This window comes from Hoylesella nanceiensis DSM 19126 = JCM 15639 (assembly GCF_000379965.1).
GTDB lineage: Bacteria > Bacteroidota > Bacteroidia > Bacteroidales > Bacteroidaceae > Prevotella > Prevotella nanceiensis.
In genome coordinates, this window is the sequence record NZ_KB904327.1 from 344545 (window position 1) to 368566 (window position 24022).

The 24022-nt window shown below is 35.0% G+C and carries 18 protein-coding genes; 8 read left to right on the top strand and 10 right to left on the bottom strand.

Annotated features, from left to right (window positions below; genetic code table 11):
- The first annotated feature begins 541 nt into the window (after positions 1–541).
- The 4 genes from A3GM_RS0101480 to A3GM_RS0101495 all read left to right on the top strand — a co-directional run bounded on the left by A3GM_RS0101480 (position 542) and on the right by A3GM_RS0101495 (position 4533).
- On the top strand, positions 542–1672 hold the full coding sequence (locus A3GM_RS0101480) for a hypothetical protein (protein ID WP_018361610.1): 1131 nt from the start codon (positions 542–544) through the stop codon (positions 1670–1672).
- Between the two features lie 23 nt (positions 1673–1695).
- Positions 1696–2568, top strand: coding sequence for a nucleoside phosphorylase (locus A3GM_RS0101485; RefSeq protein ID WP_018361611.1), 873 nt, complete (start codon positions 1696–1698; stop codon positions 2566–2568).
- A gap of 120 nt (positions 2569–2688) precedes the next feature.
- Positions 2689–4059 carry a tRNA uridine-5-carboxymethylaminomethyl(34) synthesis GTPase MnmE gene (mnmE, locus tag A3GM_RS0101490; protein WP_018361612.1) on the top strand — a complete coding sequence of 457 codons (1371 nt, stop codon included), beginning with the start codon at positions 2689–2691 and terminating at the stop codon, positions 4057–4059.
- Between the two features lie 96 nt (positions 4060–4155).
- Positions 4156–4533, top strand: a complete 378-nt coding sequence (locus A3GM_RS0101495; RefSeq protein WP_018361613.1) for a rhodanese-like domain-containing protein — start codon at positions 4156–4158, stop codon at positions 4531–4533.
- 147 nt (positions 4534–4680) lie between these two features.
- Here the strand turns inward: A3GM_RS0101495 and A3GM_RS0101500 are convergent, their stop codons facing one another.
- The 8 genes from A3GM_RS0101500 to A3GM_RS0101540 all read right to left on the bottom strand — a co-directional run bounded on the left by A3GM_RS0101500 (position 4681) and on the right by A3GM_RS0101540 (position 15493).
- Positions 4681–5658 carry a glycosyl transferase family 90 gene (locus tag A3GM_RS0101500; RefSeq protein ID WP_018361614.1) on the bottom strand — a complete coding sequence of 326 codons (978 nt, stop codon included), beginning with the start codon at positions 5656–5658 and terminating at the stop codon, positions 4681–4683.
- A 774-nt stretch (positions 5659–6432) separates the two neighbouring features.
- Positions 6433–7503, bottom strand: a complete 1071-nt coding sequence (gene thiL, locus A3GM_RS0101510) for a thiamine-phosphate kinase (protein WP_018361616.1) — start codon at positions 7501–7503, stop codon at positions 6433–6435.
- A 181-nt stretch (positions 7504–7684) separates the two neighbouring features.
- Positions 7685–8494: a purine-nucleoside phosphorylase gene (locus tag A3GM_RS0101515; RefSeq protein WP_081614681.1), complete on the bottom strand. Its 810-nt coding sequence runs from the start codon at positions 8492–8494 to the stop codon at positions 7685–7687.
- The gene (gene lpxK / locus A3GM_RS0101520; protein ID WP_018361618.1) at positions 8379–9557 is read right to left on the bottom strand and encodes a tetraacyldisaccharide 4'-kinase; all 1179 of its coding nucleotides are present in this window, start codon (positions 9555–9557) and stop codon (positions 8379–8381) included. The genes A3GM_RS0101515 and lpxK overlap by 116 nt, the downstream gene beginning before the upstream one ends.
- Positions 9558–9565: 8 nt before the next feature.
- Complete coding sequence (gene sppA / locus A3GM_RS0101525; RefSeq protein ID WP_018361619.1) at positions 9566–11338, bottom strand: signal peptide peptidase SppA; 1773 nt, start codon at positions 11336–11338, stop codon at positions 9566–9568.
- Positions 11339–11575: 237 nt separating this feature from the next.
- The gene (locus A3GM_RS0101530) at positions 11576–13987 is read right to left on the bottom strand and encodes an ATP-dependent helicase (protein WP_018361620.1); all 2412 of its coding nucleotides are present in this window, start codon (positions 13985–13987) and stop codon (positions 11576–11578) included.
- 58 nt (positions 13988–14045) lie between these two features.
- Positions 14046–14744 carry a monofunctional biosynthetic peptidoglycan transglycosylase gene (gene mtgA, locus A3GM_RS0101535; RefSeq protein WP_018361621.1) on the bottom strand — a complete coding sequence of 233 codons (699 nt, stop codon included), beginning with the start codon at positions 14742–14744 and terminating at the stop codon, positions 14046–14048.
- Positions 14745–14815: 71 nt separating this feature from the next.
- Complete coding sequence (locus A3GM_RS0101540) at positions 14816–15493, bottom strand: YiaD family glycine zipper/OmpA-like lipoprotein (protein WP_025829716.1); 678 nt, start codon at positions 15491–15493, stop codon at positions 14816–14818.
- Between the two features lie 128 nt (positions 15494–15621).
- On the opposite strand from A3GM_RS0101540, the gene proS reads away from it, so the two are divergent.
- Together proS and A3GM_RS0101550 are read left to right on the top strand one after the other, a co-directional pair.
- Complete coding sequence (gene proS, locus A3GM_RS0101545) at positions 15622–17103, top strand: proline--tRNA ligase (protein WP_018361623.1); 1482 nt, start codon at positions 15622–15624, stop codon at positions 17101–17103.
- 24 nt (positions 17104–17127) lie between these two features.
- Entirely contained in the window at positions 17128–18822 is a 1695-nt protein-coding gene (locus A3GM_RS0101550) for a putative transporter (RefSeq protein WP_018361624.1), read from the top strand.
- 499 nt (positions 18823–19321) lie between these two features.
- Here A3GM_RS0101550 and A3GM_RS0101560 read toward each other — a convergent pair whose 3' ends face one another.
- A complete protein-coding gene (locus A3GM_RS0101560; RefSeq protein ID WP_018361626.1) occupies positions 19322–21070 on the bottom strand; it encodes a phospho-sugar mutase in 1749 nt (582 codons plus the stop codon).
- Between the two features lie 140 nt (positions 21071–21210).
- Here A3GM_RS0101560 and A3GM_RS0101565 point away from each other — a divergent pair, with 140 nt between their 5' ends.
- Positions 21211–21543: a DUF4491 family protein gene (locus tag A3GM_RS0101565; protein WP_018361627.1), complete on the top strand. Its 333-nt coding sequence runs from the start codon at positions 21211–21213 to the stop codon at positions 21541–21543.
- A gap of 25 nt (positions 21544–21568) precedes the next feature.
- Positions 21569–22039, top strand: a complete 471-nt coding sequence (gene rlmH / locus A3GM_RS0101570; RefSeq protein ID WP_018361628.1) for a 23S rRNA (pseudouridine(1915)-N(3))-methyltransferase RlmH — start codon at positions 21569–21571, stop codon at positions 22037–22039.
- 34 nt (positions 22040–22073) lie between these two features.
- Here the strand turns inward: rlmH and A3GM_RS0101575 are convergent, their stop codons facing one another.
- Complete coding sequence (locus tag A3GM_RS0101575; protein ID WP_025829715.1) at positions 22074–23876, bottom strand: chloride channel protein; 1803 nt, start codon at positions 23874–23876, stop codon at positions 22074–22076.
- Positions 23877–24022: the final 146 nt, after the last annotated feature.

The following is a 24022-nucleotide window of genomic DNA, read 5'->3' on the forward strand; positions in this document are numbered from 1 at the left end:
CTCTTTCTCATTTTTAATACTATTCTTTTAAGTGTATACCAATTGAACAGTTCTTCAATTATATATACTAATTCTTTATTATTAAATGGTTTTCGACACATAGAATAACTGCTTTTTTTGAGAAGTTGTTCTCTTTTCTTTGTGAAATAATACTGCTTTTGTAGTATAATCTCATTGCTTTTATCTTTTAATCTCATTGTTATTTAAAACCTTTTTCATTGTGTTTTAATGAAAATAGTGATTTATCTCCCCTATTTATTATATTGGTTAATATAAACAATCCATGCTCTCTTTTCTGTATTTGTGCGTACCTTGATGAACTAAAATAACATTGTTTGTAGAATTAATGTAGCAAATAGCACCTCTTCTTGCTGTTTTTATTGAACTTAAAAGGGCATGAAGACGAAAATAATATGTATATTTGCATAAGGCTTTCTTTATTTTAAGGAGCTATTCTTTTTTCCTTATTCATTTGCTTTAGAAGAGCAAGAGAAGAGGATAATAGGAAATCTAGAGATTTAATTTATATAAAGATATTTCTATGGCACGATATATATTATTTTTAATTTGCTGTCTTTTTGCATTCACTAGCACTCAAGCACAGAAGAAAAAGGTAGTAAAGAAGAAAGAAACAAAAGCAAAGGTAGTTGCTACTGATAAAAAAGTGGATAATAGTTTGTTTGCAACAATGCTCCCTAACACTGATAAATTATTGGTGATAGATAGTATGGTGGTAGATAAAGAGTCGTTTTTAAAGCATTTAGATTTGCAAAATGAAAACGGATATGTTGGTATAGAAAATAATAATGCTTGGTTTATAAATGCCTTAAAGAATAAGAAAATATATGCTTCTGGTGATTCTTTATCAGGAAGAAAACTTATTCTAGCCTATTATGTCAATTCTAAATGGGAAGATAGACGTCCTATATCTGAATTAAATACCCTATTTTCAGACATTAATTTTCCCTTTTTAATGCCCGATGCCACTACCCTTTTCTTTTCTGCAAAGGGACATAATAGTATTGGAGGATTTGATATCTACACCACAAGATTAGATGTTGACAATGGAGGTTTTTATATTCCAGACAATTATGGATTGCCATATAACTCTACAGCAAACGATTATTTCTTGGCAATTGATGAAATAAACAATCTAGGTTGGCTTGTTTCTGATCGCTATCAACCAGAAGATAAAGTATGTATTTATATTTTTGTTCCTAATAAAAATCGTGTGAAGCTAGCTCAAGAAGGCTTCGACAATAATACGATTAAGAAATTAGCTCAATTAAATAGCATTCAAGATACTTGGAACTTTGGCAATAAGCAAGAGGCGATGCGCAACTTAGAACGCCTTAGAACTCAAAGAAATGTGGAAAATAAAGGGAGAGAATCTGTTCTTTTTATTGTAAATGACAAAATAAAATACACATCATTAAGTCAGTTTAAATCGAATAAAAGTAAGCAATTATTTGCAAAATTAGAAGATAATAAGCAATTGGTTGCAAAACAAAAGACTGAACTAGAAAATTTAAGAATACAATATAAGCAAGCAAATAAAGCAAAGCAATCATCTTTAAAACAAGATATTCTCTTTATTGAAAAGCAGCTTATGAAATATCAGCTTGAGCAAAAAGGGCTTGAACGAAACATTAGAGAGTTAGAACTTAATTAATAAACATATAAAGATATAAGACCATGAGTAAATATTTTGCACCTTCAGAACTCATTATAAATCAAGATGGAAGTGTTTTCCACTTACATCTTCACCCCGAACATCTTGCAGATAAAGTTATACTTGTTGGCGATCCAGGCAGAGTATCGCAAGTTTCAAGTCACTTTGAAAGCATAGAATGTGAAGTAAGTAACCGTGAATTTAAAAGCGTTACAGGAGTTTATAAAGGCAAACGAATTACAGTTGTAAGTACAGGTATTGGTTGTGACAACATCGATATTGTTGTTAATGAGCTAGATGCTCTTGCAAATATTGATTTTGAAACACGAAAAGAGAAAGCAAATCTTAGACAACTAACATTTGTTCGTATTGGAACTTGTGGAGGTTTGCAAGAATATGTGCCCACAGGAACATACATTGCAAGTGAAAAAAGTATTGGATTCGATGGATTATTGAACTTTTATGCTGGCAGAAATGAGGCGTGCGACCTTGAGTTTGAAGCAGCATTTAAGAAGCACATGAATTGGAATGAATTATTGGGCGCTCCTTATGTTATAGATGCAGACAAAGAGTTGATAGATCGAGTTGCTGCTGATGACATGGTAAAAGGAGTTACAATTGCATGCGGTGGTTTCTTTGGTCCACAAGGAAGAGAATTGAGAATTCCTCTAGCCGATCCTAATCAGAATCAGAAAATAGAAGACTTTGAATATAATGGCTACAGAATTACCAACTTTGAAATGGAAAGTAGCGCTCTAGCAGGATTGGCTAAGTTAATGAATCACAAGGCTATGACCTGCTGTATGGTAATCGCCAATAGACGAGCTAAAGAAGTAAATGCAAGCTATAAGAATTCTATTGAAGGATTGATTGAAAGAGTCTTAGACAGAATTTAAATACATCTAAACTAAAAAACAAAGAAGATATAGGAATGGAATCATTTTTTTGATAAGTGGTTTATTTCTTATTTGAATAAAAAGAGCAGAAAGAATCGTTCTAATTTTAAGATATATAAAATGAACAATAACGACACTATATGTGCACTTGCCACCGCTCAAGGTGGAGCTATTGGGGTAATTCGTATCTCTGGAGAAGATGCTATTAATAATGTTGCAAAATGTTTTGAAGCTGCTTCGGGTAAAAAACTTGAGGAAGTAGCTGCTCAGCGCATTATCTTTGGTAACATTAAAGACGAAGAGGGAAACATTATAGATGAAGTTCTGGTTTCTATTTTTCGTGCTCCTCATAGCTATACAGGCGAAAATACCGTTGAAATATCGTGTCATGGATCAACATATATCTTAAATACAATCCTCCAAATTCTTATTAAAAGCGGTTGCAGACAGGCTCTTCCTGGTGAATTTACACAACGTTCGTTCTTGAATGGCAAGATGGACTTGAGTCAGGCAGAAGCTGTAGCCGACCTTATTGCATCAACTAATAAAGCTACCCATCAACTAGCTTTAGGGCAATTGCGTGGCCATTTCTCTTCAGAATTGGCAGAGTTGAGAAATAAATTATTGAAAATAACTTCATTAATAGAACTTGAACTCGACTTTAGTGATCAAGATGTAACCTTTGCAGACAGAGAAGAGTTGGCAGAATTAGCTCAGCAAATCAATAAGAAAATTAAGACTTTAGCTAAGTCTTTTGAAACAGGACAAGCCATTAAGAATGGTATTTCTGTTGCAATTATTGGTAAAACGAATGTTGGTAAAAGTACATTATTAAATTGTTTGCTCAAAGAAGAACGAGCAATTGTTAGTGATATACATGGAACGACACGAGATGTAATCGAAGATACCATCGAGATAAACAATATTACGTTTAGATTTATCGATACTGCAGGTATCAGAAATACAGATGATACGGTTGAAAATTTAGGTATTGAACGAACCTACAAGAAATTGTTGGAAGCTATAATCATATTGTGGGTTGTTGATGAAATTCCTACAAAAGAGGAACTTGCAGAGATGAAAAAGCAAACGATAGATAAAAAACTTATCATTGTTTGCAATAAGTCTGATGAGAAACATCTAGCCTTCCCTAGTGAAGAAGTTGACAACTCAGTTTCAATAGTATCGATATCAGCTAAATTTAAAGAGAATATTGATTGTCTTGAAGAAACTATTTATGCCGCAGCAGACATTCCTGATATCCATGAAAATGACGTTATTGTAACCAATGCACGTCACTATGAAGCACTGATAAGAGCTCAAGAAAGTATAGAACGAGTGATTGAAGGCATTGACAACGACTTGAGTGGCGATCTTTTAAGCGAAGATCTTCGCCAATGTCTCATCTTCCTTGCCGAAATTACAGGTGGTGTTATTACTTCAAACGAAGTTCTTGGTAACATATTTAAGCATTTTTGCATCGGGAAATAAACTGTTACATAGATAAAATTCCATTATCATTCAAGTGGTAAAGGTAGTAAAGTGTCTTGAAGCATGGAATAAAAGAATATAATAACATATTAAAGTATGAAAAAGATATTGATGATGAGTATACTAAGTACTATATTTGGATTGTTTAGTTGTAATGCGCAATCCAACAAATTCGAGAGTGTAGATGTTGCTACGTTTGCAAAAGTAATTGCAGATACAACAGTTGTGCTTCTAGATGTTCGTACACCAGAGGAGTATGAAGAAGCACATATTGGAAATGCAATCAACATAGATGTGTTACAAGATAACTTTGAAAGTAATGCTATATCTGTCTTACCAAAGGATAAGAAAATAGCTCTTTATTGTCGAAGTGGTAAGAGAAGCAAGAAGGCAGCTAACATTTTAGCAGCTAAAGGGTATAAAATCATAGAACTAAATACTGGTTATTTAGGCTGGATTGAGGCAAAGAAATAACTGATATAGGGCTTTAATGCAATTGTATTTAGAGCTTATCGATATTTTCTGGTTTACTTATGTGTGAGTAAACCAGAAATTGTTTTATGTTGCATCGAAAGTCTGTACAAAGTATATTATACTCTTGTAACCCCCTTTAATCAATATTTAAGGATTAACAGCCTTAAAGTATTTGTCTAAAGTGAGCAGAGCAATAGCATCTTCTCGGCCTTTATTTTTGAATATTTCCACATATTCGTGTGCATGTTTCACTATTGCTTCAGCTTCATCTGTATGCTCAATATAGTAATTAATACGCTCTTCAAGGTCAGATAGGTCATCTTTCACCTCTATATAATGATAGTTTGGAATGAGCGTTCCCTCCATAAACCAAGTCTCGCAAGTGGGCTTTGGCATCACAGCAATAGAGTTTGAAGACATAACCCACTTTAAATTACTAGCTACATCGTTACCCTCTAACGCCATAATGAACTTGCAATGTAGATGTGCTTGAATACTTATTTTTTCTCCCCACCATTCAGGATAGGCTTTATCTCTTACCTTGATATCAAATAAAGGGTGATTAAAGAAAGTCTTAACAAAGTGTAAACGCTGGTCGTTTCGACGAGAAATACCTCCTCTAAATATCACTTTGTTCTCTTTTTCACTAAACGGAATATGATCATTCACAAAGATAAAATGACGAACATAATCCATATTAAAGAGTGTGATGTTGGCGTTTTTAGCATGTAGTAGTCTACTTTTAGCCACACAAGGTAAAGGTTCATCTCTATAAATATCACCAGGTAGCAATATCCAATGAAGTGTTTTAGAAAACCAACGGGCATACTTCATCGCATCATAATAGAACACTTTTTGTCCTGTCATAGGTTGTTTGCCCACTTCTACAGACTCTTTTAGCCATTGCTCTTTATCATATTGCGCTGGACTTTCTAAACGACAATAGTAGTTTGCCCGAGACATAAGATACTCATAATCGTCTCTTTTTCTAATTTTCTCTAGCTTCTTTGCTAAGAATGGGCGAAGCAAACATTTTGGGAAAAGCTCCCTATAAACACTCAATACATAGTATTTGAGCTTAGAATTCTTTCCACTATTTATCTTATAAAGCAGTTTTTTCAGCATTGTCTCAATTATTTGTGAGGTAGAACAGTTCTTTTATAGAGTGTGTTACTCTAATATTGTTTCTTTATTATGTACAAATATACAATAAAAAGGTGAATATTTAAATAAGATTTTCTAATTCAGTTATTGAATAAGTCTTATTCTCTTGAATTTCCTTTAAGCATTTATTCTTTTCTTCGACATTAGGAACAAAATACTTACACGACCTCGCTCGTGCTGTATCATGGTCTTGAGACCGATCAATGCCAAGATTATTCATATAGACGACACAATTTCTCTCCTCTAAAATAGCTGGTGACATATTTTTTACATAACAAGCAATTGTATATATCAAACTTTTAGAATTCTAACCATTTTAGATGCACCTGCATTGTATTATGTTCTTTTAAAGTTCAATATAAAATTATCTTTTAGGTCAAATAATTGATCTATTATTTTGATAGTATATGAATATATGCAAAGTAATTTATTGCAATATCTACTAACAAAGATAGATGATTTTGATTAAAATAGAATTATTTTATACCAGAAAAACTACATAAAAGATTAAGTTAGAGTATGAATGAAAGCAAAGAACAAGAAAATAGAATAGCAAAAGCAATGATATTGAGGTATAATAGCAATCCTTTTAGCAGATAAAAGCAGTGAAAAAGAAATAGAATAGCATTGAAAATAAACTATTCCCTAATAAATAAGGATATATAAAAAAGCAGTCTAATATCTCGCATAAACGAAATATAGACTGCCAATATCTATTTAAATATAAAAAGGCTATTAGTCTTTTATTGGATTCCAACCTTGCGCTTTCAATTCAAACTCATTATTATCTCGTGTAACAAGTTGCATACCTAACTCAGGTTTTGTGATATGTCCAATAATTTTTACATTCTGCATATTGTTTATTTTCTCATGGTCTCCAATGGGAACAGTAAACAAGAGTTCATAATCTTCACCACCATTTAGAGCACAAGTTGTAACATTCATATTCAACTCCTCTGCCATTATAGCTGTTTGATAGTCGATAGGAATATTTTTTTCATATACTCTACAGCCGCAATTACTCTGCTTACAGATATGAATTAGTTCGCTGCTCAAGCCATCAGAAATATCAATCATTGCAGTAGGACGGATATTTTCTTCTTTTAATTGCTTAATAATATCTCCCCTAGCCTCAGTTTGTAACTGTCGTTGCAATAGATATTCTTTACCAGCAAAATCGGGTTGAAAGTTACGAAGCTCGTCAAGCATACGTTGATTGTTGTTCTTTCTTGCTTCGTCTACTTGTTGATAGTAAACCACTTTTTCTCTTTCTAGCAACTGAAGTCCCATATATGCAGCACCAAGATCGCCAGAAACGCAAATCAAGTCGGTATCTTTTGCTCCGTTTCTATATACTATGTCTTCTTTTTTAGCTTCACCAATGCAAGTGATACTGATAGCTAAACCTGTATAAGAAGAAGTAGTATCACCACCAACGATATCTACATTCCACTTTTCACATGCTGCTCTTACACCGCTATAAAACATCTCTAAGTCTTCAACTGTAAAACGCTTACTAAGTGCTATGCTTACTGTTATCTGCTTTGGAGTACCATTCATTGCGAAGATATCACTGATATTAACCATTGCCGACTTGTATCCAAGGTGCTGAAGATCTATATAAGTAAGGTCAAAATGAACGCCTTCCATCAACATGTCAGTAGAAACAAGTACCTCCCTAGATGGATAATGCAACACCGCACAATCGTCTCCAATACCATAAAGAGTTGATTCGTTTTGCGGTTTTATATCTTTTGTTAGGTGATTGATTAATCCAAACTCACCAAGTTTTGAAATATCTGTCATTAATTCAATTACTTAATTATTTTATAATGAACTGTTATACAAAGAGAAATTATTGCCTTTTATTATGAATAGGGAAAAGAACCAACCTCTAAATAGATTATAATACTTAATCACTTGGGGCTGGTTCTTGTTTTTATATCTTATAGTTCGACTTTCTTTTGTATAATAGAATATCAACAGATTATGAGCGACGAATCATCTCACGCATAATCTCTGTCATCAAAGGTTGAGCCTTGTTTGCAGCAATTTGCACTTCTTCATGACTCACTTCAACAGCAGTTCCTTCCAATCCAAGGTCAGTAATAATACTCATACCAAACACTTTAATACCGCTGTGGCATGCAACAATCACCTCAGGAACGGTACTCATACCCACAGCATCAGCACCTAAGCGATAGAAGGCACGATATTCTGCAGGAGTTTCAAATGTTGGTCCGCTTACACCCATGTAGACACCATGAACCAAACGAATGTCCTTTTCCTTAGCAATGCTATTTGCTAATTCGATAAGTCCTTTGTTATAAGCTTCATGCATATCTGGGAAACGAGGACCAGTTGGGAAGTTCTTTCCTCTTAAAGGATGTTCGGGGAAGAAGTTTATATGGTCTGTTATCACCATAAGGTCACCAATTTGGAACTCAGGATTCATACCTCCAGCTGCATTTGACACAAAAAGAGTCTCGATACCAAGTTCATGCATTACTCTTTGAGGGAAGGTAACTTCTTTCATTGAGTATCCTTCATAATAATGAAATCTACCCTCCATGGCCATAATATCTTTGCCACCTAGTTTACCAAAGATAAGTCTTCCAGCGTGTCCTTCTACAGTTGAGACAGGGAAGTTAGGTATATCGTTATATGAAAAACTATAAGCATCAGTTATTTCTGAAGCTAATTGTCCTAGTCCTGTTCCCAATATTATTGCTGTCTTTGGACTTGTTGTCATCCTTTCTTTTAGCCAAGATGCTGTTTCTTGAATTTTTTCGTACATAACTTGTTATTTTGTTGTTAAATAATTCTTGTTGATCGAGCATAAAAGATACCGTAATTGGCAATACGTATAACGAATCTTTCAACTCAGTTAATTCTGATTCCAGGTGCTTTAATCGTGTTGCATCTTTCTCAGTTGTTATAATCATTTTAGGTGAAGGCATACTCTTATAGGTCGCTATCACCTCTTGTAAGTCTTTATCAGTAAACTGATGATGATCTCTATACGATAGAGATGTAATTTTATTGGTGTACTGTTGCAAGTCAACAATTATTTGTTTAGGCGAAGCAATACCTGTTAATAACAACACATTGGTGTCGTTTGTTATTGAACTGAGAGGTTGCTGCTTGTCTTTAAACAATAGTTTTAAGTCGCAATAGTCGATTGTTGTAAAGAATAAACTTTGATATGGATAAAGATCCATAGCCTTTGTAAGCACTCTAAACTCCATAGGTTTAAGGTCTTTGGGACACTTTGTTATAATAACAATGTCCGCTCTCGACTTTCCTTCTTGTGGTTCTCTTAGTCGTCCTGCGGGCAATAGCTTATCATATATAATCAATCTATGATAATCAATCAGCAGAATATTGATACCAGGTTTCACATATCGATGTTGAAACGCATCGTCTAAAAGAATAACATCAGTGTCTTTTGTCTCCTCATCACTTGTAAGTCGATCAATACCATTACACCTATTCTTATCTACAGCGACATAAACATCTGGATATTTCTCTTTCATTTGGAATGGTTCGTCACCTATTTCAAATATAGAAGAGTCTTTGGTTGCAAGCTTAAATCCTTTGCTTTTACGCTTATAGCCACGAGATAACACAGCCACCTTCACTTGATCTTTAAGTAAACGGACAAGATATTCAACGTGAGGTGTTTTGCCTGCGCCACCCACTGTTATATTTCCAATAGATATAATAGGTATCTTATAGGTTTTACTTTTAAGTATACCTATTTCAAATAGTTGATTTCTGAATCGAACTGCAAGCCCATATAACCAACTAAAAGGCAAAAGCCAATCGTTTATCTTTATAAAATCACCTTCGATTCTCATAGTTCTGACTATTTAATATTTAAAACATAAGGAAGTTGAGCCTGCATCATTTGGCGTTGTTTTGCCACTCTTACCATAGCAAGAGGTTCGTACAAGTCGCCTAAAGTCAAACGTAATTGCTCGTCAATATAGCTATTTCGTCCTCCTTCTTCCTTGAACATATCCAACCAAGAGGCTTTTGCAGGATAGTTGTTTGTACTATAATTGCTTAGTTTTGCTAGCTGTGCAGCCTTAGCAACAGCTTCATTTAAACCTCCAAGTTGGTCAACTAAATGAATTTTAAGTGCATCAGAGCCCAACCATACATGTCCTTGTGCAATCTCTTCCACTTGATCAATGGTTAAACGACGGCCATCTGCCACTCTTTTTCTAAACAAAGAATATCCTCGTTGTATCTTTGCTGTTAAGTATTTTACCTCATCTTGATTTAAAGGACGAGCAAAAACGTTACCAAAAGAACTATTCTTATTTGTTTGTATTTCATCAAACTTCACGCCTAGTTTACCATTAACCAAACCGCTAAAGTCGGGAATAACGCCGAAAATGCCAATACTTCCTGTTAGTGTTGTGGGCTGAGCTATAATCCAATTAGCATTACAACTTAAGTAATATGCACCCGAAGCCGCATAGTCACCCATAGAAATAACAACAGGTTTCTTTGCTTTTAATTCTGTAACTTGATGCCATATTTGTTCTGAAGCATATGCATCACCACCGCCAGAGTTAATGCGTATAACAACAGCTTTTACGTCATCGTTATTCATAAGTTTCTCTAAATCGGTGCACATTGTCTGACTAACAATATCATTTCCTTGTGCAAAAAGTCCTGCAGCCTGGTTTTGTGTAATTGTTCCTTGAGCATAATACACAGCAATTTCATTCTTATCACCTGTTGAATTCTCTACTTGCTGCATATCAGAAATACCTACTTGATTAATAACATCTGTGGATTCTTGTCCCAATAATTTATTAATAATAGGCTTAATTTGGTCGGTATAAACAAGCCCATCAACAAGTTTATAAGATAATAGCTGTGTTGCTGCCTCTAAAGCAATGAGTCTATCTGCATAAGCATTTAGTGAGTCTACCTCTACCCCTCTACTTTTTGCAACAGATTGGCATAAAACTTGCCATGTTCCATTGAGGAAACGGCCTACTTGCTCTTTGTTTGCATCACTCATTTGGTCTTCGGTATACATCTCAGTCGCACTCTTATACTTACCTACCTTTATAACATTGTATCTCACTCCCACTTTAGCAACAGCCTCTTTTATAAACATTGGCTGAGCAGCAAGACCATGCCAGTCGAGCATTCCTTCTGGATTTATAAGTACTTTATTAGCAACTGAAGCTACATAATAGGCTCCTTGAGTGTATTCATCTCCATAAGCTACAATCCATTTTCCTGAGTTTCTAAAGTCAAGAAGAGCGTTTCTTACTTCTTGAAGAGTGGCATAACCTGAGCTTAGTAAGCCTGCTTCAATATAAATACCTTTTATATCATCATTATCTTTAGCCTTTTGAATAGCTGAAAGAAGCTGGTCTAAGCCTAAAGAATTCACAGTATTACCTGTTATTTGTCCTAATATATTCTCCTTAGTTTGTTCTTCTATTGTGCCTGAAAGATTGAGTACAAGTACAGTATTCTTTTTAATTGACACCTTAGAACTAGACGAAGCCACCATTCCCGCTAAAGAAATTGTAAACAAAATGAATGCAATAACGCTAAAAATGATTAGTCCCGTAATGGTGGCAAGTACTGATTTGAAGAAACTTTTCATAGACTTTTTTGTTTTATGCTTATTAAATGATGTAGAAGTTTGTACAATGCAGATTGAAAACAAATGCTTTCACCAGCACACAATAATGCAAATATAGCAAATTATTTTAATAGTATAAGTATTTGTAGCTATAAACTTTCACCTAAAAGAAAGTTATTTCTACTTTTCTTATACTATTATTCATGGTTTTTCTATTAGTCTTTACAATCTTAAACCAATAGAATGAAAGTAAAAAGATTAGCCTATGATGGTGAATTTGGCAAACTTAAGTAGCAATTGTTTGGTGCCTATATTCGCAAACTCTACTGTTGCTTTAGCATTTTCACCTGTTCCTTCTAATTGTAAAACCTTTCCTTTGCCAAATCGTTGATGCTCAATTATTGCTCCAATGTTCAATTCTCCTGCCGAAGTAGATGTACTTTCAACCTTTGTTTCTGCGTTTGTTGGATTGATAAGACGATTCACTTTAACTAGTCTTCCACCCTCTTTTACCAATCGTTGTTTAAATCTTTCTGAGAAAGGATCAACCTTTGGTTCAGGTTTTCGTAGTCCAACAATACGTGGTTTTGCATCTGCCATAAACTGAGAAGCCACTGGGTGACTATTTTGAGCATTCATTCTCGAATTATTTTGCATTGACATTGCATTGTAAGAGCTATGCTTTAATGAGCTAAAAGCATTGCTATTATCATCAAATTCGATATGTTTTTTATCCAATTCTTCTACAAATCTACTTCTATTGTTAAACTCCACATTACCAAAACGATATCTATTTTTAGCAAAAGTAATAGTACAACGCTTCTCTGCTCGTGTGATAGCAACATATAAAAGACGTCTTTCTTCTTCTAACTTACGCAAAGAATCGCACATCATCGGACTGGGAAAGATGTTCTCTTCCAATCCTACAATGAAGATATTGGGATATTCTAATCCTTTTGAAGCATGTATTGTCATCAACGAAACCTTATTGTCTGTATCGTCACTTGAATCTGAATCAGATAATAAAGCAACCTGTTGCAAGAAATCTGGTAATCCTATTGAAGCACCCTCTCCTTCTTCTTTACGAGCATCTACAAACTCTTGAAGACTATTAATGAATTCTTGTATATTCTCTTGGCGTGACAATCCTTCAACATCTGTACTCGAAAAGATGTCTGCTGTAATTCCACTTTCTTTTATAATCTGCATTCCTAATACAAAAGCATCTTTCTTATCAAGTTGCTCTATAAAACCTTTTATTAAGTCAACAAATCCCGAAAGTTTTGTTATTGTACCCTTGTTGAGCGATACATTGTATTTTGTAGGTGAAGAAATTACTTTCCATAGGCTTACATTATGTAAACGAGCTGCATCAATAACCTTTTGAATTGTAGTGTTTCCAATGCCTCGAGTAGGATAATTAATAATTCTTCTTAAGGCTTCTTCGTCAGAAGGATTAACCACAAGTCGAAAATATGCAATGACATCTTTTATTTCCTTGCGTTGATAAAAGCTGAGTCCTCCATAAATAACGTATGGAATTTGCATCTTTCTTAGTTCATCTTCAAAAGCTCTGCTCTGCGAATTTGTACGATATAAAATGGCAAAATCTTTATATTCTTCGTCAAATTTACGTCGTATTTTATTAATATCTCTACAAACGATAGAGGCTTCTTCTCTATCTGAGGCAGCTTCTTTTACTACGAGTTTCTCCCCTTCTTCTTGCATACTATAAACATCTTTGGGGATTTGATGTTTATTATATTTAATTAATCCGTTTGCTGCTTGAACGATATTCTGTGTTGAACGATAGTTTTGTTCAAGTTTAAAGAGTTTTGAATCGGGATAAACTTTCTGAAAATTTAGTATATTATCTATGTTAGCACCACGGAAGCCATATATACTTTGTGCATCATCTCCAACAACACAAATATGTTGTTTCTCTTTGGTTAACAAGCTAACAATCTGTTGTTGCACTGAGTTGGTATCTTGATACTCGTCTACTAAGATATAAGAAAAAAGGTTCGCATACTTTTGTCTGATTGCTTCATGCTCCTTAAATAACCTATAAGTGTTCATTAGTAGGTCGTCAAAATCCATGCAATTGGCATTAAGACATCGTTGAGTATAAACCTTATAGATACTGTGCACCAATGGAATATTATCTCTTTTATCTCGTTCAATAAGTTCTGAATCTGATGTATATTGCTCCGAAGAGATGAGCATATTCTTGGCCATACTTATTCTTGAAGATATGCTTGCGGGCTTATAAGTTTTATCATCTAATTGAAGTTCTTTCACGATTGTTTTAATTAACGAGCGTGAATCACTTTCATCATAGATCGTAAAGTTACGTTGATAACCTATTGAAGCAGCTTCACTTCGAAGAATTCGTGAAAAAATAGAATGAAAAGTACCCATTTGTAATTGACGGGCAGACTGCTCTCCCACTAAAGTTGCTATTCTTTCTTTCATTTCATTAGCAGCTTTATTGGTGAAAGTCAAAGCCAAGATGGTCCAAGGCATAAAGCCTTTTTCTATCAAATACGCAATTTTATAGGTTAGAACACGTGTTTTTCCAGATCCAGCTCCTGCTATAACCAGTTGTGGTCCTGATAGATATTCAACCGCATCTCTTTGCTTTTCATTTAATTCATTCAAAAGATTCATTCTCTTATATATTATTTTTGGTTTCAAGAAAAGTTCAAATTATGAATAATAACAGTTTTTATTTAGGGTCTTCTCCTTCTTTTGGCATCAAAGGAACATGTCTCATTTGAACTAAAATCTGTTTTTGTCGCTTACGAATATATGCACTTGGATGAGCACTATTAAACTTAATAGGATTGGGAAGCGTTGCTGCTATAAGAGCACAGTCACTTCTTGTTAGCTCATTTGCATTGGCTTCGAAATGGTATTTAGCAACTGCACTAACTCCATAAATACCTTTTCCCATTTCAATAGAATTGAGATACACTTCCATTATACGCTGTTTGCTCCACATTAGCTCAATTAATGCAGTGAAATACACTTCAAATCCTTTTCTTATCCACGAACGACCAGGCCAAAGAAATAGATTCTTTGCAGTTTGTTGAGATATGGTACTTGCTCCCAACTTCTTGCCATTCTTCTTCATATTGTGTATTGCAGCCTTCTCAATAGCATCATAATCAAATCCATGATGCTTCATAAAACGCTGATCTTCACTTGCAATAACAGCGACAGGCATGTACTTTGACATCTCAGAAAGAGGCACCCAAGAATGATGTATGCCTGCTCCTTCATCGTCTCCAGAATGTTGTATGTAGCGTATAATCATCAACGGGGTGATATATACGGGCATAAAACGATATAAAACCACTGCAAGAATACTACTTCCAAAGAACAAAGCGAGTGTCCAACGTATAATTTTTCGTAATAATCTCATAATAATAAAAGAGGAGCACTCGCTATGGTGCTCCCCATTTTTAATGCTTTTATAATAAGTTTCTTCTCTTCTTATCTTAAAGTACCATTGTTGGCAGCATTAACCATTGCTTGACTTGCATATAAATACACTTCAACACGACGGTTTTGTTGACGTCCACTAGCTGTAGAGTTGCTAGCAACTGGCTCTGAACTACCTTTACCTTGGATGTTTTTGAATTGAGATCCTGTTACACCACATGACTCTAAGTAGTTAACAACACTACGAGCACGACTGTTACTCAAAGGAATATTGATTCCATCGTTACCTGTAGAGTCTGTATGTCCATAGATATCAACATGACAATCTCTGTTATCTTTCAATATAGTTGCAAACTTTGCAAGGTCATTCTTACTTGTTTGGCTTAACACTGCCTTGTTTGTTGGGAATAAAATTCCACTATCAAATGTCACTTTAACAGCCTTTAAGCCGTTCGCATCTGTAATTTCTTCAACCTTTGCAGTTTTTACTTTTGATGCAGTTTCTTTGGCAACCTTATCCATGTGACGGCCAATTATTGCGCCAGCACCTGCTCCTACAGCTCCACCAATAGCGGCTCCAACAGCTGTGTTACCTGCAATCTTTCCAATAATAGCACCTAAAACGGCACCACCACCTGTACCAATAAGGGCACCAGTTCCTTGTTTTGTCTGACAACTTAGTACTGTTAAACAACACATACCAAGTGTTATTACCTTTACTTTCTTCATAATTTACCTGTAAAATTAATATAACTCATTGCAAAGGTAATTCTTTTTTATCACAACCCATTTATTTACCAACATTTTTTTGTACTTTTGCAGCCAAATTAAACAATACAATAATATAGAAATAACTTATGCCAAAGGAACTAAAAGAACTCACTAAAAGAGCTGAGAATTATAGTCAGTGGTTTAATGATCTTGTCATTAAGGCTGATTTAGCTGAACAATCAGCTGTTAGAGGTTGTATGGTTATTAAGCCATATGGATATGCTATTTGGGAGAAAATGCAACAACAACTCGACAAAATGTTTAAAGAAACGGGTGCCCAAAATGCATATTTCCCTCTACTTATTCCTAAATCATTCTTAAGTAGAGAAGCAGAACACGTTGAAGGATTTGCGAAAGAATGTGCAGTTGTTACTCACTACCGTCTAAAGAACAGCGATAGTGGTGCAGGAGTAGTTGTTGATCCATCTGCAAGATTAGAAGAAGAACTTATCATTCGTCCTACATCTGAAACCATTATATGGAACACTTACAAGAATTGGATTAAATCTTGGAGAGATCTTCCTTTGATGTGCAACCAATGGTGTAATGTAATGAGATGGGAAATGCGTACCCGTCCATTCTTAAGAACATCTGAATTTTTGTGGCAAGAAGGTCATACTGCTCACGCAACAAAAGAAGAAGCAGTTGAAGAAGCACGTAAGATGTTAGGTGTTTATGCAACATTTGCAGAAAAATGGATGGCAGTTCCTGTTCTTCAAGGCGTAAAAAGTGAAAGCGAAAAGTTTGCAGGTGCACTTGATACATATACTATCGAGGCTATGATGCAAGATGGAAAAGCACTTCAAAGTGGTACATCTCACTTTTTAGGACAAAACTTTGCAAAATCATTTGACGTAACATTCTTGAATAAAGAGAATAAAGCAGAATACGTATGGGCTACATCTTGGGGTGTATCTACACGTCTTATTGGTGCTTTAATTATGACTCATAGCGATGACAATGGTTTGGTTCTTCCTCCAAAGCTTGCTCCTATTCAGGTTGTTATCATTCCTATTGCAAAGGGAGAAGAACAATTATCTGCTATCACAGAAAAGCTTCAACCAGTTATTTCTAAGCTAAGAGAAAGTGGTATTAGCGTTAAATTCGATGATAGTGATAACAAACGTCCTGGATTCAAGTTTGCTGATTATGAGTTAAAGGGTGTTCCTGTTCGTCTAGTTATGGGTGGAAGAGACCTTGAAAGCAATACTGTTGAAATCATGAGACGTGATACTCTTGAAAAAGAAACTGTTTCATTAGACGGAATTGCAGAACACATTATACAGCTATTAGATCAGATCCAAGACAATATCTTTGAGAAAGCTCGCAAGTATAGAGATGAAAGAGTCTATGAATGTGAGAACTATGAAGAGTTTAAAGAAAAAGTAAAAGAAGGCGGTTTCTTCCTTTGTCACTGGGACGGTACAGCCGAAACAGAAGCTAAAATCAAAGAAGATACACAAGCAACTATTCGTTGTGTGCCCTTTGCTTACGAACAAACAGAAGGTGTAGACATGGTTTCTGGTAAGCCATCTAAATACCGTGTCATCATTGCAAGAAGCTACTAAATAAATAATTAATAATTTTTGACAATGAAATGGTTAGACTATCTATTTAATAACACTGAGTCTGTTGCCCACATTGCATTATTATTTGCTTTAGTAATCTCTATCGGAGTATTATTAGGTAAAATAAAAATTGCAGGTATTTCGCTTGGTGTTACATTTGTACTTTTTACTGGTATCATTGCAGGACACATTGGGTTCACTGCTCCCATACCAATTCTTACTTTTGTACAAGACTTCGGTTTGATTCTATTTGTATTCTGTATTGGTCTACAGGTGGGGCCTGGTTTCTTCGAAAGTTTTAGAAAAGGAGGAGTAACCTTAAATATGTTATCGACAGTAACGATTCTTCTAAACATCTTAGTGATGTTTGGTTGTTATTATCTTTTCTTCGATACATCTAACCCACACAACCTTCCAATGATGGTAGGAACACTCTTTGGAGCTGTAACTAACACTCCTGGACTTGGTGCTGCCAATGAAGCTTTGGTGTCTGTGTTCCCTAATGAGGCCACACGACCAATGATTGCAAGTGGTTATGCTTGTGCTTATCCTCTTGGAGTACTTGGTATCATTGGAGCAACTATTGCAGTTCGCTACATCTGTAAGATCAATCTTGAGAAAGAAGACAAACAACTTGCAGAGGCAGAAGCAGAGAATCCACATGCTAAACCACACCAAATGTACTTAAAAGTACGTAACTCTTTCATCGTAGGAAGAACCCTTAAACAAATATCTGAGTTCTTGAATCGTGAAATGGTTTGTACTAGAATGTTACAAAATGGAACAATTATTATTCCTAATCAAGAAACCATTTTCAACTTAGAAGATGAAGTTCTTATCGTGTGTGCAGAAGGAGATTATGAAGCTATTCAAGCTTTTATTGGCCCTGAAATTGAAGCTCAATGGAAAGAAGAGCCTCAAGCTCAACCACTGATTTCAAGAAGATTAATTGTAACAAATCCTTCTATTAATGGTAAAACTCTTGGTCGTTTGAATCTTTCTAGCATCTACGGAGTAAACGTAACACGTATTACTCGTCAAGGAATAGACTTGTTCGCAACAAGAGATCACCGTTTCCAAATTGGTGATAGAATTATGGTTGTAGGTCCAGAAGACAACGTAAATCGTGTAAGCTCATTGGTTGGTAACTCTACCCGCCACCTAGATGCACCAAATATTGCAACAATCTTTATTGGAATTGTTGTTGGTATCATCTTCGGAAGTATTCCAATCAGCCTTCCAAATATGCCCGTTCCTCTTAAGTTAGGTATTGCTGGAGGTCCACTAATCATCTCTATTCTCATTGGTCGCTTTGGATATAAATTCAAACTTGTATCCTACACCACTACATCTGCAAATATGATGTTGCGAGAGATTGGTTTGGTTCTATTCCTTGCATGCGTTGGTATTAAGGCAGGGGCACACTTCTGGGATACTGTTGTACAAGGAGATGGATTGAAATATGTTTACACTGGTTTCATTATTACCATTATTCCTATCTTAATTATAGGAACAATTGCTCGAATGAAATTCAAGTTTAATTATTTCACCATTATGGGAATGCTTGCAGGAACATACACTGACCCACCTGCTTTGGCGTACGCAAACCAAATTAGCAGCAGAGAAGCAGCATCTATTGGTTACTCAACCGTGTATCCATTAACTATGTTCCTCAGAATATTTACAGCACAATTAATTGTACTTTTCTTCTGCGGATAAAAGTATTTCAATAAAATATAAAGGACTATATCGCTTTGATATAGTCCTTTTTTTGTTTATAAGCTGATAGGTTCATTGTTATCGCCACTTATTATACCTATATTGAATTAGTGATAGTATTCACTTTTTATACTCTTCTACTACTTCTATTGCTTTATTATTGAGCATTATAAATATGTATAATACACTATAATAGAAGTTCATACTAAGCTTATCTAATCAAAATAGAGGAAGGTATTGTTTTATTTAAATAAAAGCTGTAAAATGAAAACAATGAGATTAATATATAAAAGTATTGGAATTGCCTAATAAAAAGAGTGCAATTAAATTATTATGTCAATGCTTTTCGCTACAAAGAAGAATAATCTCAGCCCCTGCTCTCCTATTGTAATGATTGGAATGGAGGCAGGATCAAATAAAAAGTCTAGTGTTCTACTCCTTAAAAGGCATCAAACACTAGACCTAAAAATATCTTTAATACTAACTGATTATGATGAGATTAGTCTAAAGAAAGTTCTTTTTTAAACTCTTCAATCTTTTCAAGTGCTTCTTTTACGCAACGTTCATAACAACCTGCGCATTTCATTTCGCCTTTTACTTCGAAGTAGAATTTAATCTTAGGTTCAGTTCCTGAAGGACGAACACTTACCTTATCACCATTCTCACAGAACCATTGTAGAACGTTACTTGTATCTGGCATCTCTAATTTTGTAACATTTCCATTAGCATCTGTTTGTTCTAGCTTAAGGAAATCTTTTGTAATTACGATTGGAGAATCACCAAGTTGCTTTGGAGGATTGTTTCTAAAGTTCTCCATCATTTGCTTAATTTCATCAGCACCAGTCTTTCCAGGACGAACAACATTTACTGTAAATTCGTGTGAGAAGCCATATTCTAGGTATATTTCCATTAGCAAGTCGTATAGAGTCTTACCTTGATCTTTAGCGTATGCGCAAATTTCTGCGAGCAAACACATTGCAGAAACAGCATCTTTATCACGCACAAAGTCTTCTGCCATGAATCCATAACTCTCTTCACCACCGCCAATATATTGTTTAACTCCTTCGAATTCCCTAATCTCTCTAGCAATCCATTTGAAGCCAGTGAAGCAGTCTATCATCTCAACATTGTTCTTATCAGCAATCTTCTTGATAAGTTCTGTTGTTACAATAGTTTTCACAATGAAGTCGTTAGGCTGCATCTTGCCTGTCTTTATTCTGTTGGTAATGATGTAATAAAGGAAGATAAGACATGTTTGGTTACCATTGATAAGTACCCATTCACCCTTATCATTTTTACAAGCCATACCTACTCGGTCTGCATCTGGGTCTGATGCCATAACGATGTCGGCATCAATTTCTTTTGCATCACGTAGCGCTAGAGTTAGAGCTTCACCATTTTCAGGGTTAGGACTTACAACTGTTGGAAAGTTTCCGTCTTTCACCATTTGCTCTTTTACAGTGTAAACCTTTTCAAATCCCCATCTCTTTAAGCTTTCAGGAATAAGAGTTCGTCCTGCACCATGTAATGGAGTATAAACAATTTTAAGGTCTTTATGACGTTCAATAACTGCAGGATCGATACTTAAAGTCTTGATTCTATCTAAGTAAAGATCATCAATTTCCTTACCAATGATTTGGATTAGGTCGTTATTTGCATTGAATTTAACATCTTCAATCTTCACTTTTTCTACCTCATCGATGATACCTTTATCGTGAGGAGCAAGCACCTGAGCACCATCATCCCAGTAAGCTTTGTAGCCATTGTATTCTTTTGGATTGTGACTTGCTGTTAGATTCACACCTCCTTGACATTTCAATTCACGAATTGCGAATGACACTTCAGGTGTAGGACGCAAGTCATCAAATAGATAAACCTTTATTCCATTGGCAGAAAAGATAGCTGCAACGGTCTCAGCAAACAATCTACTATTGTTACGACAATCATGACCAACAACAACAGAGATAGTTTCTTTATTTGCAAAAGACTTCTTAAGATAATTAGCAAAGCCTTGAGTTGCCATTCCAACAGTATAGATATTCATTCTATTAGAACCTGCTCCCATGATACCACGCAATCCTCCTGTACCGAATTCAAGGTCTTTATAGAAGCTATCTATTAGTTCTGTCTTGTCAGAATTATCAAGCATAGCTTGCACTTCTTTTCTTGTTTCTTCATTAAAAGAAGAAGACAACCACTCTTTTGCTTTGTTTTCGCAAGAAATAATTAGTTCTTGGTTATTTTCCATAATCGTATGTAATTTATTAATTGTCGTTTTTTAATTCTTATTGTAGCAAAGATAATCATTTTTATTCATACTTATAGCATTATTACAAGTCTTTTTTCGTATTTTTGCACCATTCAAAATAACAAAGGTAACAGAAAGAAATGGAATTTTATTATAAAGGTGTTCTCATCGCAATTAGTACATTTATTATCATAGGAGTGTTCCACCCTATTGTCATTAAAGTAGAATATTACTTTGGAACAAAACTCTGGTGGGTATTTTTAGTAACAGGAATATTATCTGTATGTGCAGCTCTTTTCATTGAAGATGTATTTATCTCTTCTCTATTTGGGGTACTTGGTGCGTCATTATTATGGTCTATTGGAGAAATCTTCGATCAAAAGAAGCGTGTAGAAAAAGGTTGGTTCCCTATGAATCCTAAAAGAAAAGACGAGTATTCTATTCGCGAAGAGGATAAAAAAGAGAATCAATAACCATATTCATAATATCATTCTATAAATGAAAAGCGAACTTATTGTTATCGGAAAAACCGTAGATAAGCACATTATTGCTTGTATAGAAGACTACAACAAGCGCATTTCTCACTACATGTCGTTTGGTATTACAACCATACCTAATATTAAAGACACCAAGAATATGAGTGAAGATGTACAGAAAGAGAAAGAAGGTGAGATGATATTAAAGATGATTCAACCTTCTGATCATGTTGTATTGTTAGATGAACATGGTAAGAGTTTCCGCAGTATTGAGTTCGCAGAATGGATAGAACAAAAACAAATTCACACCCGAAAGCTAGTCTTTGTCATTGGAGGTCCTTATGGATTCTCACCCAAAGTATATGAAAGGGCGAATGAAAAGTTGTCTCTTTCTAAGATGACTTTCTCACATCAAATGATAAGACTCATCTTTATTGAACAGATATACAGAGCTTGTACGATCATTAAAGGTGAGCCTTATCATCACGAATAAAATATTTTCTTGTAAGTTTTATTAGTTGATTGAATTAATCCGATGAGTAATCGGAAACTATTTTACGGTACATTGAATAAACTGTTGTACGTGAAATATATCCAATCATAATATTATCAAGTGTCACAACAGGTATAAAGTTCAACGAAGAATTATCGAACTTTGCCATAATCTCTTCCATAGGATCATCTTCTCTCACGCTTATTGTGAGCGAAGTCATAATCTTTCCTACTGTAAAACGTTGATATAACTCTGTTCTAAACATAAGATGTCTGATCTTGGTTATGTCTATTTCGCCCAATAAAACACCCGAATGGTCAGTAACAGGCATAAAGCTTGTGTCACTCCTACTTATCTCTTTCACTAAATCCCCTAAGGTCATATCAGGATAAACCTTCACAAAATCTTTAATAATCAATGAATTTAGATTCATTAAAGTTAATACAGAGCGGTCGGTGTGGTGTGTAATTAATTTACCTTGATGCGCCAAACGTATTGCATAAATGCTGTGGGGCTCGAAGATACTGATAAACATTACTGACACCAATGACACAATGATCAATGGCATAAACAACTGATAACCGCCCGTTATCTCTGCAATTAGGAAGATACCTGTTAGTGGTGCGTGCATAACTCCAGCAATAACCCCTGCCATTCCCAATAGAGTAAAGTTCTTTTCAGGAAGATATAAGCCTATTTGATTGGTGTTCCAAAAGCGTGAAAAGAGGAAACCTCCAAAGGCACCAATAAACAAAGAAGGTGCAAAAGTACCACCACAACCGCCACTTCCGTTGGTTGCTGAGGTTGCAAATACTTTGGTTAAAACCGTTAATGCTACATAAATTATAAGCAAGTTTCCATGTCCATAGAACAAGGAGTTATTCATTATCACATTCCAATCAGCTTCTGTTCTACCACTTAACAATACATTTATAGCGCTATATCCTTCTCCATAAAGCACAGGAAAGAAGAATATTAATGAGCTTAAGATAATTCCTCCAAGCAAAAGACGAGTGTAACGATACTTCTTTAGCTCACCAAATATACCTTCACATGAAGCCATTAGGCGAATAAAATATAAGCTTATAACTCCACAGAATAATCCAAGTAGAACACTTGCAGGTATTCTATCGACGCTCCAAGCACTATCTAAAGCAAAAGAGAACATAGATTCTCCACCACGAAAGATATAAGTAAAGCAGGTAGCTGTTACACAAGAAATAAGGATTGGCATAATAGATGCCATCGAAAGGTCTACCATTAATACCTCAAGTGTAAAGACCATACCTGCTATTGGAGCCTTAAAGATTCCTCCAATAGCAGCAGATGCGCCACAACCAACAAGCAACATCAGTGTTTTCTTGTCCATATAGAAGAATCTACCCAGGTTAGAACCAATGGCAGAACCTGTTAATACGATGGGAGCTTCAGCTCCAACAGACCCTCCAAAACCAATAGTTATGGCAGAGGCAAGTACTGATGACCAACAATTATGACCTTTTAGACGGGATTGTTTACTTGAAATGGCATATAAAACACGTGTTATACCATGTGAAATATCATCTTTAACAACATATTTAATGAATAAGGATGTAAAGAAGATACCCACAACTGGGAATACAAGATATAGCAAGTTATAAGATTCGGTTGTAAATCTTGAGGTTAAAACATGTTGTATTTGTTCTATCAACCAATGAAGAACTAAGCCTGCAAATGATGCACATAACCCTATAAGAAATGCAACTATGAGGATAAGTTGGCGTTGGGGAACATGGCAATGTACCCACATTATGATTTCTTTTGCGCTTATTCTATAATCTTTTGTAGACTGTTTCATTGATGACATCAAAAAAGTTAAGAAGAAATTGGAATAGAACTCTCCTATTCCAACTTCATGTATTAGAGTATATATTTAGGATGATACGTTTTCAAATGACTAATCTTATCTTTTAAAAGGATTGCTTTTAGCATATAATTGCAATG

Excerpts from the sequence above, each read along its gene's own strand:
- A3GM_RS0101550 (WP_018361624.1), top strand. The coding sequence starts at position 17,128 with ATGAAATGGTTAGACTATCTATTTAATAACACTGAGTCTGTTGCCCAC.
- A3GM_RS0101540 (WP_025829716.1), bottom strand. The coding sequence starts at position 15,493 with ATGAAGAAAGTAAAGGTAATAACACTTGGTATGTGTTGTTTAACAGTA.
- A3GM_RS0101495 (WP_018361613.1), top strand. The coding sequence starts at position 4,156 with ATGAAAAAGATATTGATGATGAGTATACTAAGTACTATATTTGGATTG.
- proS (WP_018361623.1), top strand. The coding sequence starts at position 15,622 with ATGCCAAAGGAACTAAAAGAACTCACTAAAAGAGCTGAGAATTATAGT.
- mnmE (WP_018361612.1), top strand. The coding sequence starts at position 2,689 with ATGAACAATAACGACACTATATGTGCACTTGCCACCGCTCAAGGTGGA.
- A3GM_RS0101480 (WP_018361610.1), top strand. The coding sequence starts at position 542 with ATGGCACGATATATATTATTTTTAATTTGCTGTCTTTTTGCATTCACT.
- lpxK (WP_018361618.1), bottom strand. The coding sequence starts at position 9,557 with ATGAGAATCGAAGGTGATTTTATAAAGATAAACGATTGGCTTTTGCCT.
- thiL (WP_018361616.1), bottom strand. The coding sequence starts at position 7,503 with ATGACAGATATTTCAAAACTTGGTGAGTTTGGATTAATCAATCACCTA.
- mtgA (WP_018361621.1), bottom strand. The coding sequence starts at position 14,744 with ATGAGATTATTACGAAAAATTATACGTTGGACACTCGCTTTGTTCTTT.
- A3GM_RS0101530 (WP_018361620.1), bottom strand. The coding sequence starts at position 13,987 with ATGAATCTTTTGAATGAATTAAATGAAAAGCAAAGAGATGCGGTTGAA.
- rlmH (WP_018361628.1), top strand. The coding sequence starts at position 21,569 with ATGAAAAGCGAACTTATTGTTATCGGAAAAACCGTAGATAAGCACATT.
- A3GM_RS0101565 (WP_018361627.1), top strand. The coding sequence starts at position 21,211 with ATGGAATTTTATTATAAAGGTGTTCTCATCGCAATTAGTACATTTATT.
- A3GM_RS0101575 (WP_025829715.1), bottom strand. The coding sequence starts at position 23,876 with ATGAAACAGTCTACAAAAGATTATAGAATAAGCGCAAAAGAAATCATA.
- sppA (WP_018361619.1), bottom strand. The coding sequence starts at position 11,338 with ATGAAAAGTTTCTTCAAATCAGTACTTGCCACCATTACGGGACTAATC.
- A3GM_RS0101485 (WP_018361611.1), top strand. The coding sequence starts at position 1,696 with ATGAGTAAATATTTTGCACCTTCAGAACTCATTATAAATCAAGATGGA.
- A3GM_RS0101515 (WP_081614681.1), bottom strand. The coding sequence starts at position 8,494 with ATGTACGAAAAAATTCAAGAAACAGCATCTTGGCTAAAAGAAAGGATG.
- A3GM_RS0101560 (WP_018361626.1), bottom strand. The coding sequence starts at position 21,070 with ATGGAAAATAACCAAGAACTAATTATTTCTTGCGAAAACAAAGCAAAA.
- A3GM_RS0101500 (WP_018361614.1), bottom strand. The coding sequence starts at position 5,658 with ATGCTGAAAAAACTGCTTTATAAGATAAATAGTGGAAAGAATTCTAAG.